This is a genomic window from Plantactinospora endophytica (genome assembly GCF_016862915.1).
Taxonomy (GTDB): domain Bacteria; phylum Actinomycetota; class Actinomycetes; order Mycobacteriales; family Micromonosporaceae; genus Plantactinospora; species Plantactinospora endophytica.
Map to the genome: position 1 here is coordinate 224,295 of NZ_BONW01000008.1, position 19,600 is coordinate 243,894.

General features: G+C 74.4%; 3 protein-coding genes. 2 read left to right on the forward strand and 1 reads right to left on the reverse strand.

Features of this window, described 5'->3' with window-relative positions:
- Positions 1–46: 46 nt before the first annotated feature.
- Both Pen02_RS10550 and Pen02_RS10555 read left to right on the forward strand, forming a co-directional pair.
- Positions 47–17,746: a non-ribosomal peptide synthetase gene (locus Pen02_RS10550; RefSeq protein WP_203865762.1), complete on the forward strand. Its 17,700-nt coding sequence runs from the start codon at positions 47–49 to the stop codon at positions 17,744–17,746.
- Positions 17,743–17,985 (forward strand): MbtH family protein, encoded by a 243-nt coding sequence (locus Pen02_RS10555; protein ID WP_203865763.1) that lies wholly within the window; start codon positions 17,743–17,745, stop codon positions 17,983–17,985. The genes Pen02_RS10550 and Pen02_RS10555 overlap by 4 nt, the downstream gene beginning before the upstream one ends.
- Before the next feature lie 106 nt (positions 17,986–18,091).
- Here Pen02_RS10555 and arfA read toward each other — a convergent pair whose 3' ends face one another.
- Positions 18,092–19,600, reverse strand: coding sequence for an arabinosylfuranosidase ArfA (gene arfA, locus Pen02_RS10560; protein WP_203865764.1), 1,509 nt, complete (start codon positions 19,598–19,600; stop codon positions 18,092–18,094).

A 19,600-nucleotide genomic window follows, 5' to 3' on the forward strand; every position in this document is an offset into this window, starting at 1 on the left:
GCAACCCACAACGTTTCCACCCGCTGGCGAGAGGCGGTACTTCGTCGTGCCCACAAGTGACCTGAACCGTGCCGGCCACGGGCCGACCACGGACCGGCACCGGATCCTCGTCGAGTGGAACGAAACGGTCCGTCCCGCACCCCCGGCGACCTGGCCGGACCTCTTCGCGGCGCAGGTCCGCCGTGCGCCGGGGGCGGTGGCGGTGGTCTGCGAGGACGTCGAGCTGACGTACGCGCAACTCGACGCCCGGGCGAACCGGCTGGCTCACGCGCTGCTGGCCCGGGGAGTCGGGCCGGAGCGGGTGGTGGCGCTCTGCCTGCCCCGCTCGGTGGACATGATCGTGGCCGAGGTGGCGGTGCTCAAGGCCGGCGGCGCCTACCTGCCGGTGGACCAGGACTACCCGGCCGAGCGGACCGGCTTCATGCTGGCCGACGCCCGGCCGGTCTGCCTGGTCAGCACGACCGCGCTGGCCAGCGAACTGCCGGCGACCCCGGGCCTGCCCCGGCTGCTCCTCGACGAGCTGCTAGCCGACGAGCCGCTTGCCGACGCGCAGCCTCCGACCGACGACCGGGCCGGGACGCGCCAGGCCGGAACCGATCAGGCCGAAATCGATCGGCCGGGTGGACGGCTGCCCGACACCGATCCGACCGACGACGACCGGGGTGCGCCGCTGACCCCGGACAGTGCCGCGTACGTCATCTACACCTCCGGCTCGACCGGCCGGCCCAAGGGCGTCGTCGTGTCGCACGCCGGGGTGGCCAAGCTGGTCGCCACCCAGCGGGCCCGGCTCGGCGTCGGGCCGCAGAGCCGGGTACTCCAGTTCGCCTCGCCCAGCTTCGACGTGGCGTTCTGGGACCTCTGCCTCGGGCTGCTCTCCGGCGGCCGGCTGGTGGTGGTACCGGCCGAGCGCCGGGTGCCCGGCCCCGCGCTGACCGAGTACGCCCACCGGCACGGCGTGACCTTCATGATCCTGCCGCCGGCCCTGCTCGCCGCGATGCCCCGGGAACTCACCCTGCCGGCCGGGGCGACCCTGCTGGCCGGTACCGAACGGGTCTCCCCGGAACTGGTCGCCCGGTGGGCCCGGGACCGGCCGATGTTCAACGCGTACGGGCCGACCGAGGCGACCGTCAACTCGACGCTGGGGGAGTGCGACCCGCAGACCCCGCCCGGTGGCGTGGTGCCGATCGGCCGCCCCGACCCGGGCACCCGGTGCTACGTGCTGGACGACGCCCTCCAGCCGGTACCGGTCGGCGCCACCGGTGAGCTGTACCTCGGCGGCACCGGGCTGGCCCGGGGCTATCTGGGACAACCGGGGCTGACCGCGCAGCGGTTCGTCGCCGACCCGTATGGGCCGGCCGGTGGGCGGCTCTACCGCACCGGTGACCTGGTGCGCTGGCTGCCGGACGGGCGGCTGGAGTTCCTCGGCCGCGCCGACGACCAGGTGAAGATCCGTGGCTACCGGATCGAGCCGGGCGAGATCGAGTCGGTACTGGCCCAGCATCCGGCGGTCGGCCAGGTCGCCGTACTGGCCCGGCCGGGGCGGGACGGTCAACAGCGACTCGCCGCGTACGTCGTACCGGCGCTGGACCGGCCGGCGGACCGGGATGCCGGAGTGGAGTCGGCCCGGGTGGACGACTGGCAGCGGCTGCACGAACTGCTCTACACCGCCGGGCGTACCGAGCGGTTCGGGGAGAACTTCACCGGCTGGAACAGCAGCTACGACGGGCTGCCGATCCCGCTGGCCGAGATGCGCGAGTGGCGGGACCGGACGGTCGAACGGATCCTCGCACTGCGCCCGCGCCGGGTGCTGGAACTCGGGGTCGGCAGCGGCCTGCTGCTGGCGAAGGTGGCGCCGGAGGTGGAGTCGTACTGGGGTACCGACCTCTCCCCGGCCGCGATCGAGGCGCTGCGCGACGAGGTGGCGGCGGTGCCGGCGCTGGCCGGCCGGGTCGAGCTGCGCGCCCAGCCGGCCGACGTGACCGACGGACTGCCGACCGGCTTCTTCGACACCATCGTGCTGAACTCGGTACTCCAGTACTTCCCGAGCGTCGACTACCTGGCCGACGTGCTGCGCCGGGCGGTCGCGCTGCTGGCGCCGGGCGGCAGCGTCTTCGTCGGCGACGTGCGCAACCTGCGGCTGCACCGCACGCTGCGCGGGGCGATCGAGGCCGGCCGCCGCCGGCCGGACGCCGACGGCCGGCCGGCCGCGCTGGCCGCCGTCGAGCAGGCGCTGAGCTGGGAGGGCGAGCTGCTGCTCGACCCCGAGTTCTTCCCGGCGCTGGCCCGGGAGGTGCCGGCGATCGCCCGGGTCGACGTCGAGGTGAAGCGCGGCCGGGCACACAACGAACTCACCCGCTACCGGTACGACGTCGTGCTGCGCACCGCCGCCACCGATCCGTCCACCGTGGACGAAGCGGTCGAGCGGCCCTGGCACGACGAGCCGGCCGGGCTCACCGGACTGGCCGACCGGCTCGACTCGGCGCGGCCGGCCGTGCTGCGGGTCACCGGAGTACCGAACGCCCGGCTGGACGCCGACCTCACCGCCTACCGCAACCTCTCCGGCGCCCCCGCGCCCACCGCCGAGAACGGAGCTGCCGGGGCGCCGGGTGTCGACCCGGAAGCCGTCTACGAACTGGCCGGACGGCACGGCTACCGGGTCGCCGTCACCTGGTCCGGTACCGCTGACGACGGCCGTCTCGACCTGCTCTTCTCCCACCCGGACGCGGCACCGGCCACACCCGCGTACCGGCCGGAGCCGGTGTCCGGGTCGCTCGACCGGTACGCCAACCGTCCGGCCCCGTTCCGGGACGTCACCGCACTGCTGGCCGAGCTGCGTACGCACGCAAGGAGCTGGCTGCCCGACCACATGGTGCCGGCCGCCTTCGTGCCGCTGCACGAGCTGCCGGTGCTGCCCAGCGGAAAGCTGGACCGCTCCGCGCTGCCGGCACCGGACTTCGCGGCGCTGACCACCGGGGCCCGGCCCCGGGACGCCCGCGAGGAGGTGCTCTGCGCCCTCTACGCCGAGGTCCTCGGGCTGCCCGAGGTCGGCGTGGAGGACGACTTCTTCGCCCTGGGCGGGGACAGCATCGTCTCGATCCAGCTCGTGATCCGGGCCCGGCAGGCCGGACTGGTGATCACCCCGCGCCAGGTCTTCCAGCGCCGTACCGTCGCCGAGCTGGCGCCGGTGGCCGAGTCGCTGTCCCGGGCCGTCGAGGACGACCCGCAGGCCGGGGTCGGCGAGTTCCCGCTCACCCCGATCATGCGCTGGCTGGACGGATGCGGTGGCCGGCTCGACGCGTTCGCGCAGTGGCTGGCGGTCCGGGTACCCGCCGAGGCGACCGCCGAGCGGCTGGCCGGCGTGCTCCAGGCGGCGGTGGACCGGCACGACGTACTCCGGTCCCGGCTGGTCCGAGCCACCCCGGGACAGCCGGGCCGGCTGGTGGTGCCGGCGCCCGGCACCGTGCCGGCAGCCGACCTGCTGCACCGGGTCGACGTCGCCGGGCTGACCGACGAGGCGCTGCGGGACCGCATCACCGCTGCCGCCGACGAGGCGGGCGCCCGGCTGGCCCCGGAGGCCGGCGCCATGCTCCAGGCGGTCTGGCTCGACGCCGGCCGGGACCGGACCGGCCGGCTGGTCGTGGTGGTGCACCACGTGGTGGTCGACGGCGTCTCCTGGCGGATCCTGCTGCCCGACCTGGCGGCGGCCTGGCCGGACGTGGCCGCCGGCCGGACGCCCCGGCTGGAACCGGTCGGCACCCCGCTGCGCCGCTGGGCCGAACTGGCGATCGCCGACGCCGATTCGGCGGACCGGACCGCCGAGCTACCACTGTGGACGGAGCTGCTGCGCGGCGACGACCCACCGCTGGCCGACCGCCCGCTCGACCCGGTCGGCGACCTCGACTCCGTCCACCGGCTCACCCTGCGGCTGCCCGCCGACCGGACCGCGCCGCTGCTCACCAGCATTCCGGCGGCGTTCTCCGCCGGGGTCAACGACGTGCTGCTCACCGCGTTCGCGCTGGCGCTGGCCGACTGGCGCCGACGCCGGGGGACCAGTGTGCCCGGCCCCGCGCTGGTCGCGCTGGAGGGGCACGGCCGGGAGGAACAGCTCGCCGACGGCGTCGACCTGTCCCGCACGCTCGGCTGGTTCACCAGCATCTTCCCGGTACGCCTCGACCCCGGCCCGATCGACCTGGCCGACGCGCTGGCCGGTGGCGAGGACGCTGGCCGGGCCCTGAAGCGGATCAAGGAAGGGCTGCGCGCCATCCCCGACCACGGACTCGGGTACGGCCTGCTGCGGCACCTCAACCCGGAGACCGCCGCCGTACTCGCCGGACTGCCCCAGCCGCAGATCAGCTTCAACTATCTCGGCCGCTTCGGGGTGGAGTCGTCACCGGACGGCTGCTGGACGCCGCTGCCCGGACTCGGCCTGCTCGCCGGTGGCTTCGACGCGGCGATGCCGGTGGCGCCCTACACGCTGGAGGTGAACGCCTTCACCGAGGACCGGCCGGACGGCCCCGGGCTCGGCGTGACCTGGGCCTGGCCGGCGGCGCTGCTCGACGAGGCGGACGTGGCGGAGCTGGCCGACGGCTGGTTCGCCGCACTCGACGCACTGGTCCGGCACGCCGCCCGGCCCGGAGCCGGTGGGCCGAGCCCGTCCGACTTCCCGCTGCTGCCGGTGCGCCAGGACGACGTGGACGAGCTGGCCGCCACCGTACCGGCGGTCGCCGACCTGCTGCCGCTGACCCCGTTGCAGGAGGGGCTCTACTTCCACGCGGTCGCCGCCGGGGCGGACCGGGACCCGTACCGGGTGCAGCAGGTGATCGAGCTGCGCGGGCCGTTGGACGCCGCCGCGCTGCGCCGGGCCGGCCAGGACGTGCTGGACCGGCACGCCCCGCTGCGGGCCGCCTTCCCGCAGCTCGCCGACGGGCGGCCGGTGCAGCTCGTCGCGGACCGGATCACGCTGCCGTGGCGCGAGGTCGACCTGACCGGGTACCCCGAACCGGAGCGGGAGGCCGAGTTCGAGGCGCTGGCCGAGGCGGAACGGAGAGCCCCGTTCGACCTGGCCCGGCCACCGCTGCTGCGCTGCGTACTGGTCCGACGGGACGCGCAGCGGCACGATCTGCTGCTCACCCACCACCACATCGTCACCGACGGCTGGTCCGCCGGGGTGACCCTGCGGGACCTGCTCGCCCGGTACGCCCCCGGAGGCGAGCCGGTCCGGCTGCCGGCGGTCACCCCGTACCGGCGGTATCTCGACTGGCTGGCCGGCCGCGACCGGTCGGCGGCCGACGCCGCCTGGCGGACCGCGCTGTCCGGAGTGGACGGTCCGACCCGGCTCGCCGCCGAGGCCGAGGACGGTTTCGACGGGATGTTCCATGCCGAGCGGACCGTGGTGCCGCTGGCCCCCGAGGTGGCGGCCGGGCTCGCCGGTCGGGCCAGGGCCGCCGGGCTGACCGTGGGGAGCGTGCTGCACGCCGCCTGGGCGGTGCTGCTGGGCCGCCGCCTCGGCCGCCGTGACGTCGTCTTCGGCAGTACGGTCTCCGGCCGGCCGGCCGAACTGGACGGCGTCGAGGCGATGGTCGGGCTGTTCATCAACACCCTGCCGGTCCGGCTGCGCTGGAGCCCGGCCGAGCCGCTGGTCGAGCTGGCCGGCCGGCTCCAGCGGGAACAGGCCGAACTGCTCGACGCCCAGCACCTCGGACTGCCGGCGATCCAGCGGCTGGCCGGCGTCGGCGAGCTGTTCGACAGCCTCGTGGTGGTGGAGAACTATCCCGTCGACGCTGCGCCCGGCGGCCGGGCCGGCGGCCTAGAAGTAGCCGGCGTCGAGTTCCGGGAGGCGACCCACTATCCGGTGACCCTGCTGGTGGCGCCGGCCGACGACCTGCTGGAACTCACCATCGAATACGACCCGGACCGGGTCGACGCGGCGACGGTACGCCAGCTTCGTACCGGGCTGGCCGAGGTGCTCGGCACGTTCGTCGCCGAGCCGGACCGTCCGGTCGGCCGGATCGACCTGCTGCCGGCCGCCGAACGTGGACCGGGACTGGCCCGGCTAACCGGTCCGGTCGGCCCGGTGCCGGCGGAGACCCTGGACGGGCTGGTCGCCGCGCAGGCGGCGCGGACGCCGGACGCGGTCGCGCTGTTCGACGGGGAGCGGCAGCTCTGCTATTCGGAGCTGGACCGTCGGGCCGGCGCGCTGGCCCGGCGACTGGCGGCCCGGGGCGTCCGACCCGGCGACGTCGTCGCGGTCGCGGTACCCCGCTCCGCCGAGCTGGTGGTGGCGATGCTCGGCGTCATGAAGACCGGTGCGGCGTACGTGCCGCTGGACGTTTCGCATCCCCGGGACCGGCTCTCCGGGGTGCTCGCCGACTCCGGCGCCCGAGCCGTCGTCGCCACCGTGGAGGTGCTGCCCCGGGTGCCCCGACCGGACGGCGTGGCCCACCTGCTGCTCTCCCCGGCGGCGGAGCCGGACGCCGAGTCGGCGACTCTCGCTGTCCCGTCCGGGGTTGCCGCCGACCCCGACCGGCCCGCGTACCTGATCTACACCTCCGGATCGACCGGCCGCCCCAAGGGAGTGCTGGTCGGCCACCGAGCCGTCGTCAGCCAGTTGGCCTGGTCACAGCGGCGGTTCGGGATCGGCACCGAGGACCGGATGCTGCAACTCGCCCCGGCCAGTTTCGACACCTCGGTCTGGGAGATCTTCTGGCCGCTGTCGGCCGGTGCCGCCGTGGTGCTGCCCGGCGAGGACGAGGCCGGCGACCCGGCCCGGCTCGCCGAACTGGTCCGCCGGCACCGGGTCACCGCGGTGACCTTCGTACCGTCGCTGGTGGAGGCGTTCCTGCTCGCCGACGAGGTGACCGCCGACCCCGGCTGGGCGGCAACCCTGCGCTGGGTCTCCTGCGGCGGCGAGGCGCTCTCCCCGGACCTGGCCCGACGCTGGTACGCCCGCACCGGCACCGCGCTGGACAACTTCTACGGACCGACCGAGACGGCGGTGCAGGTCACCTGGTGGGCCAACGACGGCACTGCGGACCGGACCGTGCCGATCGGCCGTCCGGTGGCAAACACCCGGCTGTACGTGCTCGACGACTGCCTCCGGCCGGTGCCGCCCGGCGTACCCGGCGAGCTGTACGTCGCCGGCACCCAGCTCGGGTACGGCTACCACGCCCGGTTCGGGCTGACCGCCGAGCGCTTCGTCGCCGACCCGTACGGGCTGGCGGGGGAGCGGATGTACCGCACCGGTGACCTGGTGCGATGGCGTACGGACGGGGTACTCGAATACGTCGGCCGGAGCGACGCCCAGGTCAAGATCCGGGGGCACCGGATCGACCTGGGCGAGGTCGAGGCTGCACTCCGGAGCGCGCCCGGGGTGGCGCGGGCGGTCGCCGCCGTCCGGGTCGACGGACGGGGCCGGAGCCACCTGGTCGGTTACCTGGTGCCGGTCGCCGGTACCCGGCTCGACGTCGAGGCGGTCCGGGCCGCACTCCGGGCCGGGTTGCCCGGGTCGATGGTGCCGGGCCGGTTCGTGGTGCTCGACGCGCTCCCGCTGACCCCCAGCGGCAAGCTCGACCGGGCCGCCCTGCCGGCGCCTGCCGTCGGCGCGGAGCCGGCCGCCGCCCCGCCCGCCCCGGGCGCCGGGCCAACCGGTCCGGTCACCCGTTCCGTCGTCGGTCCGGTCGCCGGTTCCGTCGCTGGTTCGGTTGCTGGTCCGGTCGCCGGTTCCGTTGTTGGTCCGGTCGCCAGTTCGTCCATCGCGGACGGTGTGGAGCCGGCCGGCGGGGGCGGTGCGGCCGAACGGCTGCTCCGGGAGATCTTCGCCGAGGTGCTCGGCCTGCCCGGGGCCGGTGCCGACGAGGACTTCTTCGCCCTCGGCGGCGACAGCATCCTCTCCATCGCGGTGTCCAGCCGGGCCCGCCGGCACGGACTGGCGCTCGCCCCGCGCGACGTCTTCCGGCACCGGACCCCACGGGCACTGGCCGAGGCCGCCGGTGGCGACGCGGCGCTCTCCCCGGCCAGCGCTCCGACGGCCAGCGCGCACGCCCCGACGGCCACCGCCGCACTGACGGCGGGCTCCGCGCCAACCAGTGCCCGGAGCCTGGTCGGCTCCCCGGCCAGCCCGGTGGTGGCGTCGCCGTCGCCGTCGCCGTCGGAGACGGACCCGGACGAGCTGGGCGACGTGCCGCTGCTGCCGACGGTGCACTGGCTGCGGGACACCGGACTGCCGATCGACCGGTTCACCCTGAGCACGCTGCTGGTCGTACCGGCGGAGCTGGACCTCGGGTCGCTGACGGCCGTACTCCAGGCGGTGCTGGACCGGCACGCCGGCCTGCGGCTCCGGCTGCGGCGGATCGCCTCGGTGCTCTGGACGCTCGACGCGGCTCCGGCCGGTGCCGTACCCGCCATCGACCTGGTACGCCGCGTCGACGTGACCGGGCTGGACGACACCGGCCTGCGTACCGTGCTGGCCGTCGAGGCGGCCGCCGCGACCGACCGGCTGGCCCCGGACGAGGGGACCATGCTCCAGGCGGTCTGGTTCGACTCCGGCGACCGACCCGGTCGGCTGCTGCTCGCCGCCCACCACCTGGTGGTCGACGGCGTGTCCTGGCGGATCCTGCTGGAGGACCTGGCCGCCGCCTGGGCCTCGGTACGGGCCGGAGAGCCGATCCTGCTCGCCCCGGTCGGCACCTCGCTGCGCCGGTACGCGCGGGTGCTTGGCGAGCATGCGCACCGCCCCGAGCGGCTGGCCGAACTCCCGCACTGGGCGGAGACCCTCGCCCCGGGAGCGGAGCTGCTGCCGGCGCTGGGCAGGCCACCGGCCGGGCCCGCCCGCCAGTACGTCGTACGCCTCGAACCGGCGCAGACGCTGCCGCTGCTCACCGCCGTACCGGCAGCGGTCGGTGGCGAGGTCACCGGAGTGCTGCTCGCGGCGCTCCGGCTCGCGGTCAGCCGGTGGCAGGACCGGCACGGCCGGAACGCCGCTGCCGACCTGCTCGTCGACCTCGAACGGCACGGTCGGGAGGAACTCGAACCCGGCCTCGACCTGTCCCGTACGGTCGGCTGGTTCACCAGCGTCCAGCCGGTACGCCTACCCGCCGGCACCGACCCGGCCGACGTGCTGCGTACGGTCGGCGAGCGGATCCGGGCCGTACCAGACGGCGGCCTCGGCCACGGGCTGCTCCGGTACCTGAACGCCCAGGCGGCACCGATCCTGGCCGGGCTCTCCTCGGCCCAGGTGCTGTTCCACTACTACGGCAGGTTCCCCGGCGGCACCGGAGAGAGCTGGACCCCCGCCGCCGAGTCCGACGCCGTCACGGCCGTCAACGCCGGGCTCGGCCTGTCCCACCTGCTCCAGATCGACGCGGTCGCCACCGAGACCTCGGCCGGGCCGGTGCTGACCGCGACCTGGACCTGGCCGGACGGCACGCTCGACGAGCCGGACGTAACCGAGCTGGCCGCCGAGTGGCTCGACGCACTCCGCACACTCGCCGCCGCCGTCACCGCCGAGCCGGTGACCGACGCTGCCGTCGATGCCGGCCGGGACGGTGGGACCGTTCGGCACGCGCCCAGGATCGCGGCCGGGATGTCGCTGAGCCGGGACGAGATCGACCGGATCGAGCGGACCAGCCCGCTGCCGGTGGCGGAGATCTGGCCGCTCTCCCCGTTGCAGGAGGGCCTGTACTTCCACGCCAGCTACGACACCTCGGCGCTGGACGTCTACACCGCACAGGACGCCTTCGACCTCGGGTACCGGCTGGACCTGGACCGGCTGCGCCGGGCCGGGGCCGCACTACTGGCCCGCAACCCCGGCATGCGGGCCGGGTTCACCAGCGTCGGGCTGTCCCAGCCGGTGCAGTTCGTCGGGGTGGCCCCCGAACTGCCGGTGACCGAGGTGGACCTGACCGACCTCGACCCGGAGTCTCAGCAGGTCAGGGTGGCCGAGTTGATGGCCGAGGACCGGGCGACCCGGTTCGACCTGACCCGACCGCCGCTGTGCCGACTGCTGCTGCTCCGGCTCGGGGACGACCGGGACCGGCTGGTGGTCAGCCACCACCTGGTGCTCTGGGACGGCTGGTCCGAGGAACTCTTCGTCGAGCAGCTCTTCACGCTCTACGAGCGCGACGGTGACGACCGGGACCTGCCGCCCGCCGGGTCGTACCGCGACCATCTCGAATGGTTGGCCGGGCAGGACACCGAACAGGCCGGTCGGGCCTGGCGGGACGCCCTCGCCGGGCTCGCCGAGCCGACCCTGGTCGCCCCGGAGGCGACCCTGGCCCCGGTCGTCCCGCACCGGGTCCGGACCGAACTTCCGACGGTACTCGGTGACCGGCTGCGCGACCTGGCCCGACGGCAGAGGCTGACCCTGAACACCGTGCTCACCGCCGCCTGGGGACTCGTCCTCGGTGGACACCTCGGCCGGACCGATGTGGTCTTCGGGATGACCGTCGCCGGTCGGCACGGCGACATCCCGCACGTCGAGAACATCATCGGACTGTTCCTGAACACCGTTCCGGTACGCGTCGACGCCGCGCCCGCCGAACCGGTGCTCGGCCTGCTCCGCCGGCTACGCGACCGGCGGATCGACCTGATGCCGCACGACCACCTCGGGCTCGGCGCGGTACAGCGGGCCACCGGGCACGCCCGGCTCTTCGACACGCTCTACGTGTTGCAGAACTTCGTCGACGAGGGGGAGTCGGCCCGGCTCCGGGACCAGCACGGGATCGCCGCCGTCGACGGGGTGGACGCCACCCACTATCCGCTGACCCTGGTGGTCACCCCGGCCGAGCGGATCCGGGTGGCCCTGGACCACCGGCCGGACGTCGTACCCGGGGCGGTGGCCCGGAGCCTGCTCGACCGGTTCGTCGCACTGCTGTCCCGGCTGGTCGCCGAGCCGGAGATCGCGGTCGGCCGGCTCGACCTGCTGACCGGGGCGGAACGGGCCGAACTCGGGGTGGAGTGGAGCGCCACCCGACACCCGGTCGGCACCGAGTCCGTCGCGGACCTGCTGGCCGAGCAGGCCGCCCGGACCCCGGACGAGGTGGCGTTGGTGTTCGCCGGCCGGACCCTGACGTACGCCGAGTTCGACGCCCGGATCAACCGGCTGGCCCGGCTACTGGTCGACCGGGGCGCCGGCCCGGAGCGGGTGGTCGCACTGGCGCTGCCCCGCTCGATCGAGATGGTGGTCGCGCTCTTCGCGGTGCTGCGCACCGGTGCCGCGTACCTGCCGTTGGAGCTGGACCATCCCGCCGAGCGGCTGGCCTTCGTACTCGCCGACACCGCGCCGATGTGCCTGCTGACGGTGGCGGCGGTGCGGGGCGGGTTGCCGGAGACCGACACGCCGACCGTGCTGCTCGACGATCAGTTGGTCGCCGCCGAGCTGGCCGGACTGTCGGGCGGGGCGCTTCCCGACGCCGAGTTGCCGGCCGGGTTCGCCCGGACCGATCCGCACCGGTTGGAGTACCCGGCGTACCTGATCTACACCTCCGGCTCCACCGGGCGGCCGAAGGGCGTGGTGACGCCGTACCGGGGGTTGACGAACATGCAGCTCAACCACCGGGAGGCGATCTTCGACCCGACGGTGGCGGCGGCCGGCGGGCGGCGGCTGCGGATCGCGCACACCGTCTCGTTCGCCTTCGACATGTCCTGGGAGGAGCTGCTCTGGCTGGTCGAGGGGCACGAGGTGCACGTCTGCGACGAGGAACTGCGCCGGGACGCGCAGGCACTCGTCGCCTACTGTGACCGGCACCGGATCGACGTCGTCAACGTCACCCCGAGCTACGCCCACCACCTGATCGAGGAGGGCCTGCTCGACCAGGACGAGGCTGCCGGGGAGAGCGGCGGGCGGCACCGGCCGGTGCTGGTGCTGCTCGGCGGCGAGGCGGTCTCCGAGGCGGTCTGGAGCCGGTTGCGGGACACCGAGGGTACGGCCGGCTACAACCTGTACGGGCCGACCGAGTACACCATCAACACCCTTGGCGGTGGCACGCTGGACAGCGACACCCCGACCGTCGGGCGGGCGATCTGGAACACCCGCGCGTACGTGCTCGACGCCCACCTCCGGCTCGCCCCGCCCGGCGCCCCCGGCGAGTTGTACATCGGCGGCATCGGCCTGGCTCGCGGCTACCACCGACGGCTCGGGCTGACGGCGGAGCGGTTCGTCGCCGACCCGTACGGTGCGCCGGGGGAGCGGATGTACCGCACCGGTGACCTGGTCCGGCGCCGCCCGGACGGGAACCTGGACTTCCTCGGGCGCACCGACGACCAGGTGAAGATCCGGGGCTACCGGATCGAGTTGGGCGAGGTGGAGGCGGCACTCGCCGAACACCCGCTGGTGGCGCACGCCGCCGTGGTCGTGGACTCCTCGACCGATCCCGGGGTACGCCGGCTGGCCGGCTACGTCGTACGCGGTACACAGTGGACGGAGCCGGACGACGACGTGCTCACGGCGATCCGGGCCGACCTGAAGCGGCGGCTGCCGGACTACATGGTGCCGGCCGCGCTGGTACCGCTGGACCGGCTGCCGCTGACCGTGAACGGCAAGCTCGACGTGGCGGCACTGCCGGCCCCGACGGTACGGACCGGCGCGGCCTCCCGCCCGCCGGCCTCGACCGCCGAGAAGACGCTCTGCACCCTCTTCGCCGAGCTGCTCGGCGTGCCGGAGATCGGCGTCGAGGACAACTTCTTCGATCTCGGCGGCCACTCCCTGCTGGCGATCCGGCTGGTCAGCCGGGCCCGGGTGGCGCTCGGCGCCGAGTTGTCGATCCGGGACCTGTTCGAGGCGCCGACCGTCGCCGAGCTGGCCGCCCGGATCGGCGGTGCGGACCAGGACGGTACGGCCGGTGACGGCGGCGGCCGGATCGCGCTGGTCCGGGCCGAGCGCCCCGCCGAACTGCCGCTCTCCTCCGCCCAGCAACGGCTCTGGATGATCCAGCAGCTCGCTCCGGAGTCGGCGGCGTACAACTTCCCGATCGCGGTACGACTGCGCGGTGCGCTGGACGTCGCCGCACTGACCAGCGCGCTGGCCGACCTGACCGGCCGGCACGAGACGCTGCGGACGCTGATCGGCGAGCGGGACGGGCGGCCGTACCAGCGGGTGCTGGCGGTGGCCGACGCCCGACCGGTACTGGGGACCGTCGTCGCCGCGCCGGCCGAGGTGGCCGGGATCGTCCGGGAGGCGGTCGACCGCCCGTTCGACCTGACCACCGAACCACCGCTACGAGCCACCCTCGTCGCTGTCGACGGGGCACCAGGTGCGGTCGAGGAGCACGTCCTGGTGCTGGTACTGCACCACATCGCCACCGACGAATGGTCGGACCGGCCGTTCCTGCGCGACCTCGGCGCGGCGTACGCGGCCCGGCGGGCGGGACGGGCGCCGGACTGGACACCCCTGCCGGTGCAGTACGCCGACTACACCCTCTGGCAGCGCCGACTGCTCGGCGAGCCGACGGATCCGGGCAGCCTCGCCGCCCGGCAACTCGACTACTGGCGGCAGGCGCTCGACGGCGTACCCGAGGAACTGGTGCTGCCCACCGACCGGCCCCGCTCGGGGCGACCGGACCCGGCCGGGGCGGAACTGACCGTCGAGTTGCCGGCCGAGGTCGGCGCCGGGCTGCGCCGGCTCGCCCGGGAGACCGGGACCAGTCTCTTCATGGTGGCCCACGCGCTGGTCGCGGCGCTGCTGCACCGGCTCGGTGCCGGTACCGACATCCCGCTCGGCGCACCGATCGCCGGGCGGGGCGACGCGGCCCTCGACGACCTGGTCGGATTCTTCGTCAACACCCTGGTACTCCGGACGGACCTGCGGGGCGATCCGGACTTCACCGAGCTGCTGGCCCGGGTCCGGCGGACCGACCTGGCCGCCTTCTCCGCCCAGGAGGTGCCGTTCGAGGCGGTGGTCGAGGCGGTCAACCCGGCCCGCTCGGTCTCCCGCAACCCGTTGTTCCAGGTGATGGTGGTGCACCGCAACCGGACCGCCGAGTGGAGCGGACTCGCCGGGCTCACCGTCACCGACGAGCCGGTCGAGACGCCGGCCGCGAAGTTCGACCTGGTCTTCGACTTCGCCGAGGCGCCCGAGCCCGCCCTGCCCGCCGAGACTGCCCAGCCCGCCCTGCCCGCTCAGCCCGCCGAGGCTGCTCAGCTCGCCCAGGCCCGCGAGACAGTTCAGCCCGCCGAGACCGGGGAAACCGGCGAGACCGGCGAAGGGTCCGACGGCGGCGGCGGGGGCGGCGGCGACGCGTTGAGCTGTCTGCTGAAGTACCGGACCGACCTGTTCGACCGGGAGACGGTCGCGCTGCTCGGCGAGCGACTGCTCCGGCTGGCCCGGGCGGTCGTCGCCGACCCCGGGCTGCCGCTGAGCCGGGTCGACGTCTTCGTCGGCGACGAGCGGGACCGGGTACTACGCGAGTTCAACGCCACCGGACGCCAGGTGCCGGAGGAGACCCTGCCGGCGCTGTTCGCCCGGCGCGTGGCGGAGACCCCGGAGGCGGTCGCGGTGGTCGACCGGCAACGGACCCTGTCGTACGCCCAGTTGGACGACGAGGCGGCTCGGATGGCGCGACTGCTCGCCGGTCACGGTGTCGGCCCGGAGACGGTGGTCGGGGTGGCGGTGCCGCGCTCGGCGGAGACCGTCGCCGTGGTGCTCGGGGCGCTGCGGCTCGGTGCCGCGTTCCTGCCGCTCGACTTCGGCCACCCGGCCGACCGGCTGGCCTTCATGGTCGACGACTCCGGCGCCCGCATCGTGGTGACGACCCCGGAGGCGGCCGGGCGGCTGCCCGAGCTGCCCGGCGTGTCCCGGCTGCTGGTCGAGCCGGTGCGGGCGGAACCCGTACCGGCGGAGGTTGATCCCGGCCCGGTGGCGCCGGCCGGGCTGGACCACGCGGCGTACGTCATCTACACCTCGGGCAGCACCGGACGGCCCAAGGGGGTCGTGGTGTCGCACGAGGGGATCGCCAGCCTGGTCGCGACCGCCGTCGACCGGATGGGGGTGGACAGCACCTCCCGGGTACTCCAGTTCGCCTCCACCGGCTTCGACGTCTTCGTCTTCGAGCTGGCCATGGCACTGTGTGCCGGTGGCCGGCTGGTGGTGGCCCCGGACGAGGCCCGCGCTCCCGGCCGGCCCCTGGTGGACCTGCTGGAGCGGGAACGGGTCAGCCACGCGATCCTGCCGCCGTCGCTGGTGTCGGCGCTGCCGCCGGACTGTCAACTGCCGGCCGGGCTGGTCGTACTGGTCGGCACCGAGACGGTGCCACCGGACCTGATCGGGCGGTGGGCACAGCGGCTGCGGCTCTTCGCCGCGTACGGGCTGACCGAGGCGACGGTGAACTCGACGCTCTGGCGGGCCGAACCCGACTGGTCCGGTCCGGTGCCGATCGGACTGCCCGACCCGAACACCCGGGCGTACGTGCTGGACGAGCGGCTCCGCCCCGTGCCACCAGGAGTGGTCGGCGAGCTGTACGTCGGGGGGCGCGGGCTGGCCCGTGGCTACCTGGGCCGCCCCGGGCTGACGGCGGAGCGCTTCGTCGCCGACCCGTACGCGCCGGCCGGGGCGAGGATGTACCGCACCGGTGACCGGGCCAGGTGGCGGGCCGACGGCATCCTGGACTTCCTCGGCCGGGTCGACGACCAGGTGAAGATCCGGGGCTTCCGGATCGAGCTGGGCGAGGTCGAAGCGGTGCTGGCCCGCCACCCGGCCGTACGCCAGGCGGCGGTGGTGGTGCACCGCAACGCCGACCTGACCCGACTCGCCGGGTACGTCGTACCGGCCGACGGCCCGGTCGACCCCGCCGAGGTACGCGCACACGCGGCGGAGCTGCTGCCCGACTACATGGTGCCGGCCGCCGTGCTGGTGCTGGCCGGGCCGTTGCCGCTGACCGCCAACGGCAAGCTGGACCGGCGTGCCCTGCCGGCGCCGGACTGGGCGGCGCTGACCGGCGACGAGGCACCGGTGACTCCGGCACAGCGCACCCTCGCCGGTCTCGTCGCCGAGGTGCTCCGGCTGCCGACGGTGGGTATCTCGGACGACTTCTTCGCCCTCGGTGGACACTCGATGGCGGCGATGCGGCTGCTCGGCCGGATCCGGGCGGCGCTCGGCGTCGACCTCGCGGTCCGGGACATCTTCGAGGCGCCGACGGTTGCCGGACTGGCGGACCGGCTCGCCGGGGCGGTGGCGGACCGTCCGGCACTGCTCCGGACGGACGAGGCGACCAACCCGATCGCGGCTCCGGCGCAACAGATCTGGTGGCACCTGCACGGTGGCGCGGTCGAGCGGAGTGCGGCCGGTCGGACCGGTTGGGACCTGGCCCTGGCAGTCCGCGCGGCCACCGGATCAGGCAACACCGCAGGCGCCGTACCAGGCAACACTGCGGCCACCGGATCGGGTAACACCGCGGGCGCCGGACCAGGTAACACCGCGGACAGCGGATCGGGCAACGCCGCGGACGCCGGACCGGGCAACATTGCGGACAGCGGATGGGGCGGGGTGCGGACGCTGGACGTACCGGCGCTGACGGCGGCGCTGGACGACCTGGTGGACCGGCACGAGCCGCTGCGTACCGCACTGGCGGTCGGCGGTGCCGGCGAGCCGGTACCGGTAACGGTCCGGCCCACGCTGGAGGTGCTGCCGGAGGACGGCCGGCCCGTCGACGAGCGGATCGCCGAGCTGGTCGGCGGGGGTGTCGACCCGACCCGGGAACCGCCGCTGCGGGCCAGGCTGCTGACCGGACCGGACGGCGATCGGGTACTGCTGCTGACCGTGCACTATCTCGGCGTGGACGAGTGGTCGGTGGTGCCACTGGCTCGGGACCTCGACGTCGCCTACGCGGCCCGGCTGGCCGGCCGGGCACCGGACTGGTCGCCGCTGCCGGTCGGCTATCCGGACTACGCCCGCTGGGCGGTTACCCTGCTCGGCGATCCGGCCGATCCCGACAGCCGGTACGCGCGACAGCTCGACTGGTGGCGGGGAGCGCTGTCCGGCGTACCGGATCGGCTGGCGCTGCCGACCGACCGGGCGCGACCGGCGGGGCTGACCGGCCGCGGTGGCCGGGTCGAGTTCGTCCTGGATCCGGACTCGCATCGGGCCGTCGACGAGCTGGCCCGGCAGACCGGGACCAGCATGTTCATGGTCTTCCAGGCGGCCCTCGCGGTGCTGCTGCACCGGGTCGGCGCCGGTCCGGACGTGCCGATCGGCACCCTGGTGGCCGGGCGGACCGAGGCGGCCCTGGCCGACCTGGTCGGCTGCTTCGTCAACCCGCTGGTACTGCGCACCGACACCGGCGGCGATCCGACCTTCACCGAGTTGCTCGGCCGGATCCGGGAGGCGGACCTGAGCGCCTTCGACCGCCAGGACGTCCCCTTCGACACGGTACGCCGAGTGCTGCCGGGCGACCGTGCGCTGCCGCAGGTGATGCTGGTGCACCACGAGGAGGCCCGGCTGGCCGGCCCGGACGGGTCGGCGGCGCTCCGGGTCGAGCCGGTGCCGACCGGTACGACCCGGGCGGAGCTGACGGTCAGCTTCTACGAGCCGCTCGGCGACGGCCCGGTGCACGGCGAACTGGAGTACGCGGTCGAACTCTTCGAGCCGGCCACCGCGCGCCGGCTCACCGACGACCTGCTCGGACTGCTCGCCTCGGCGGTCGCCCACCCGGGTCTGCGACTCTCGGCACTCGGCCCCGACCGCGCCGATCCCGCGCCGTCCCTGCCCACCCAGTCGGACGGCACGTCCGCCGACCATCCGGAAAGGACCAGCTCATGACCACCAATCCGTTCGAGGACCCGGACGGGCGCTACCTGGTACTCGTCAACGACGAGGGGCAGCACTCGCTCTGGCCCTCCTTCGTCGAGGTACCGGCCGGCTGGGCGGTGGCGTTCGGCGCGGACGGCCCGCAGTCCCGGGCGGACTGCCTCGCCTACGTGGAGACGAACTGGACCGACCTGCGCCCGCGCAGCCTGCGGGAGCGGATGGCCGGCACGACCGACCACCCCGAGAACTGATCCGCCCCGCGCCGGCTCCGACCGGTGCCGCACCCACGGCCGGCAGCCGGTCGAGTAGTCACCACGCGCCGGCCGGGGACACCGTGCTGTCCCCGGCCGGACCGAATCAACGGTTGGTGGTCAGGCGGAGCATGTTCCAGGACAGCGGTGGCAGCACCGCCCCGATCCGCCCGTCCTCGACCCGGAGGTCGCCGACCCGGCTCGGGGCGACCCGCTCGGGCGCCTCCGCGCTGTTCGTCGCCTCCGGGTCCGGGTCGGTCAGCACGACGTGCTCCCCGGCGACGAGATCGCGGCAGGCTCGCAGGTCGACGTCGAGGGCGAGGGATTCCCGCTGGTCCCGGTTGACCGCGAACAGGGTGACCGCGCCCGTCTCGTCGTCGCGTACGGCGGTGGCGGTGACCGTGGGCACCTCGCCGTACCGGGCGGTGTCGTGCAGCGGGCCGGTCGGCTCGACCCGGAGCACGGTGCCGCGACCGTACCGGGAGGTCAGCGCGAACGGGTGGTACGTCGGCTGCACCCAGGCCGGCCCGCCCGGCTCGCTGCGGATCGGCGCGATCACGTTGACGAGCTGTGCCAGACAGGCGATCTTGACCCGGTCGGCGTGCCGGAGCAGCGAGATCAGCAGGTCGCCGACCACCACCGCGTCGACGACCGAGTAGGTGTCTTCGATCAGTCGGGGCGCCTCCGCCCAGTCGAGGTTCTCCTCACCGACGAACCGGCTCTGGTACCAGACGTTCCACTCGTCGAAGGAGAGGTTGATCCGCTTCTTGTGCTTGCCGACCGCCCGGACGTGGTCGCAGGTGGCCACCACCGACTCGACGAACTGGTCCATGTCGACGGCGCTGGCCAGGAAGCTGTCCCGGTCGCCGTCGTGCTCCTGGTAGTAGCTGTGCACCGAGATGTAGTCGACCAGGTCGTACGTCTCCTCCAGTACCGTCGCCTCCCAGGTGCCGAAGGTCGGCATCCCGCTGCCCGAACTGCCGCAGGCGACGAGTTCGATGGACGGGTCGACCCGGCGCATCGCCTGGGCGGTCTGGGCAGCCAACCGGCCGTACTCCCGGGCCGTCGTGAACCCGGTCTGCCACGGCCCGTCCATCTCGTTGCCGAGGCACCACAGCTTGATGTCGTACGGCTCGGGGCTGCCGTGCTTGCGCCGCAGGTCGGACCAGTACGTCCCGGACGGGTGGTTGGTGTATTCCAGCAGGCTCCGGGCGGCGTCCACGCCCCGGGTGCCGAGGTTGACCGCCATCATCGGTTCGCTGCCGACCCGACGGCTCCACTGGACGAACTCGTCGACGCCGATCTCGTTCGTCTCGATCGAGCGCCAGGCCAGGTCGAGCCGGCGAGGTCGCGCCTCGCGCGGCCCGACGCCGTCCTCCCAGTTGTAGCCGGAGACGAAGTTGCCGCCGGGATAACGCAGCACGGGTACGCCGAGCCGCCGGACCAGGTCCGCCACGTCCCGGCGGAAGCCGTGCTCGTCGGCGGCCGGATGTCCCGGCTCGTAGATCCCGGTGTAGACGCAGCGCCCGAGGTGCTCCACGAACGAGCCGTAGAGTCTCGGGTCGACCTCACCGACCCGGAATGCGGGATCGACGGTCAACGCGGCCTGGTGCAC

Coding starts and splice junctions, on each gene's coding strand:
- Pen02_RS10555 (WP_203865763.1), top strand. CDS start 17,743: ATGACCACCAATCCGTTCGAGGACCCGGACGGGCGCTACCTGGTACTC.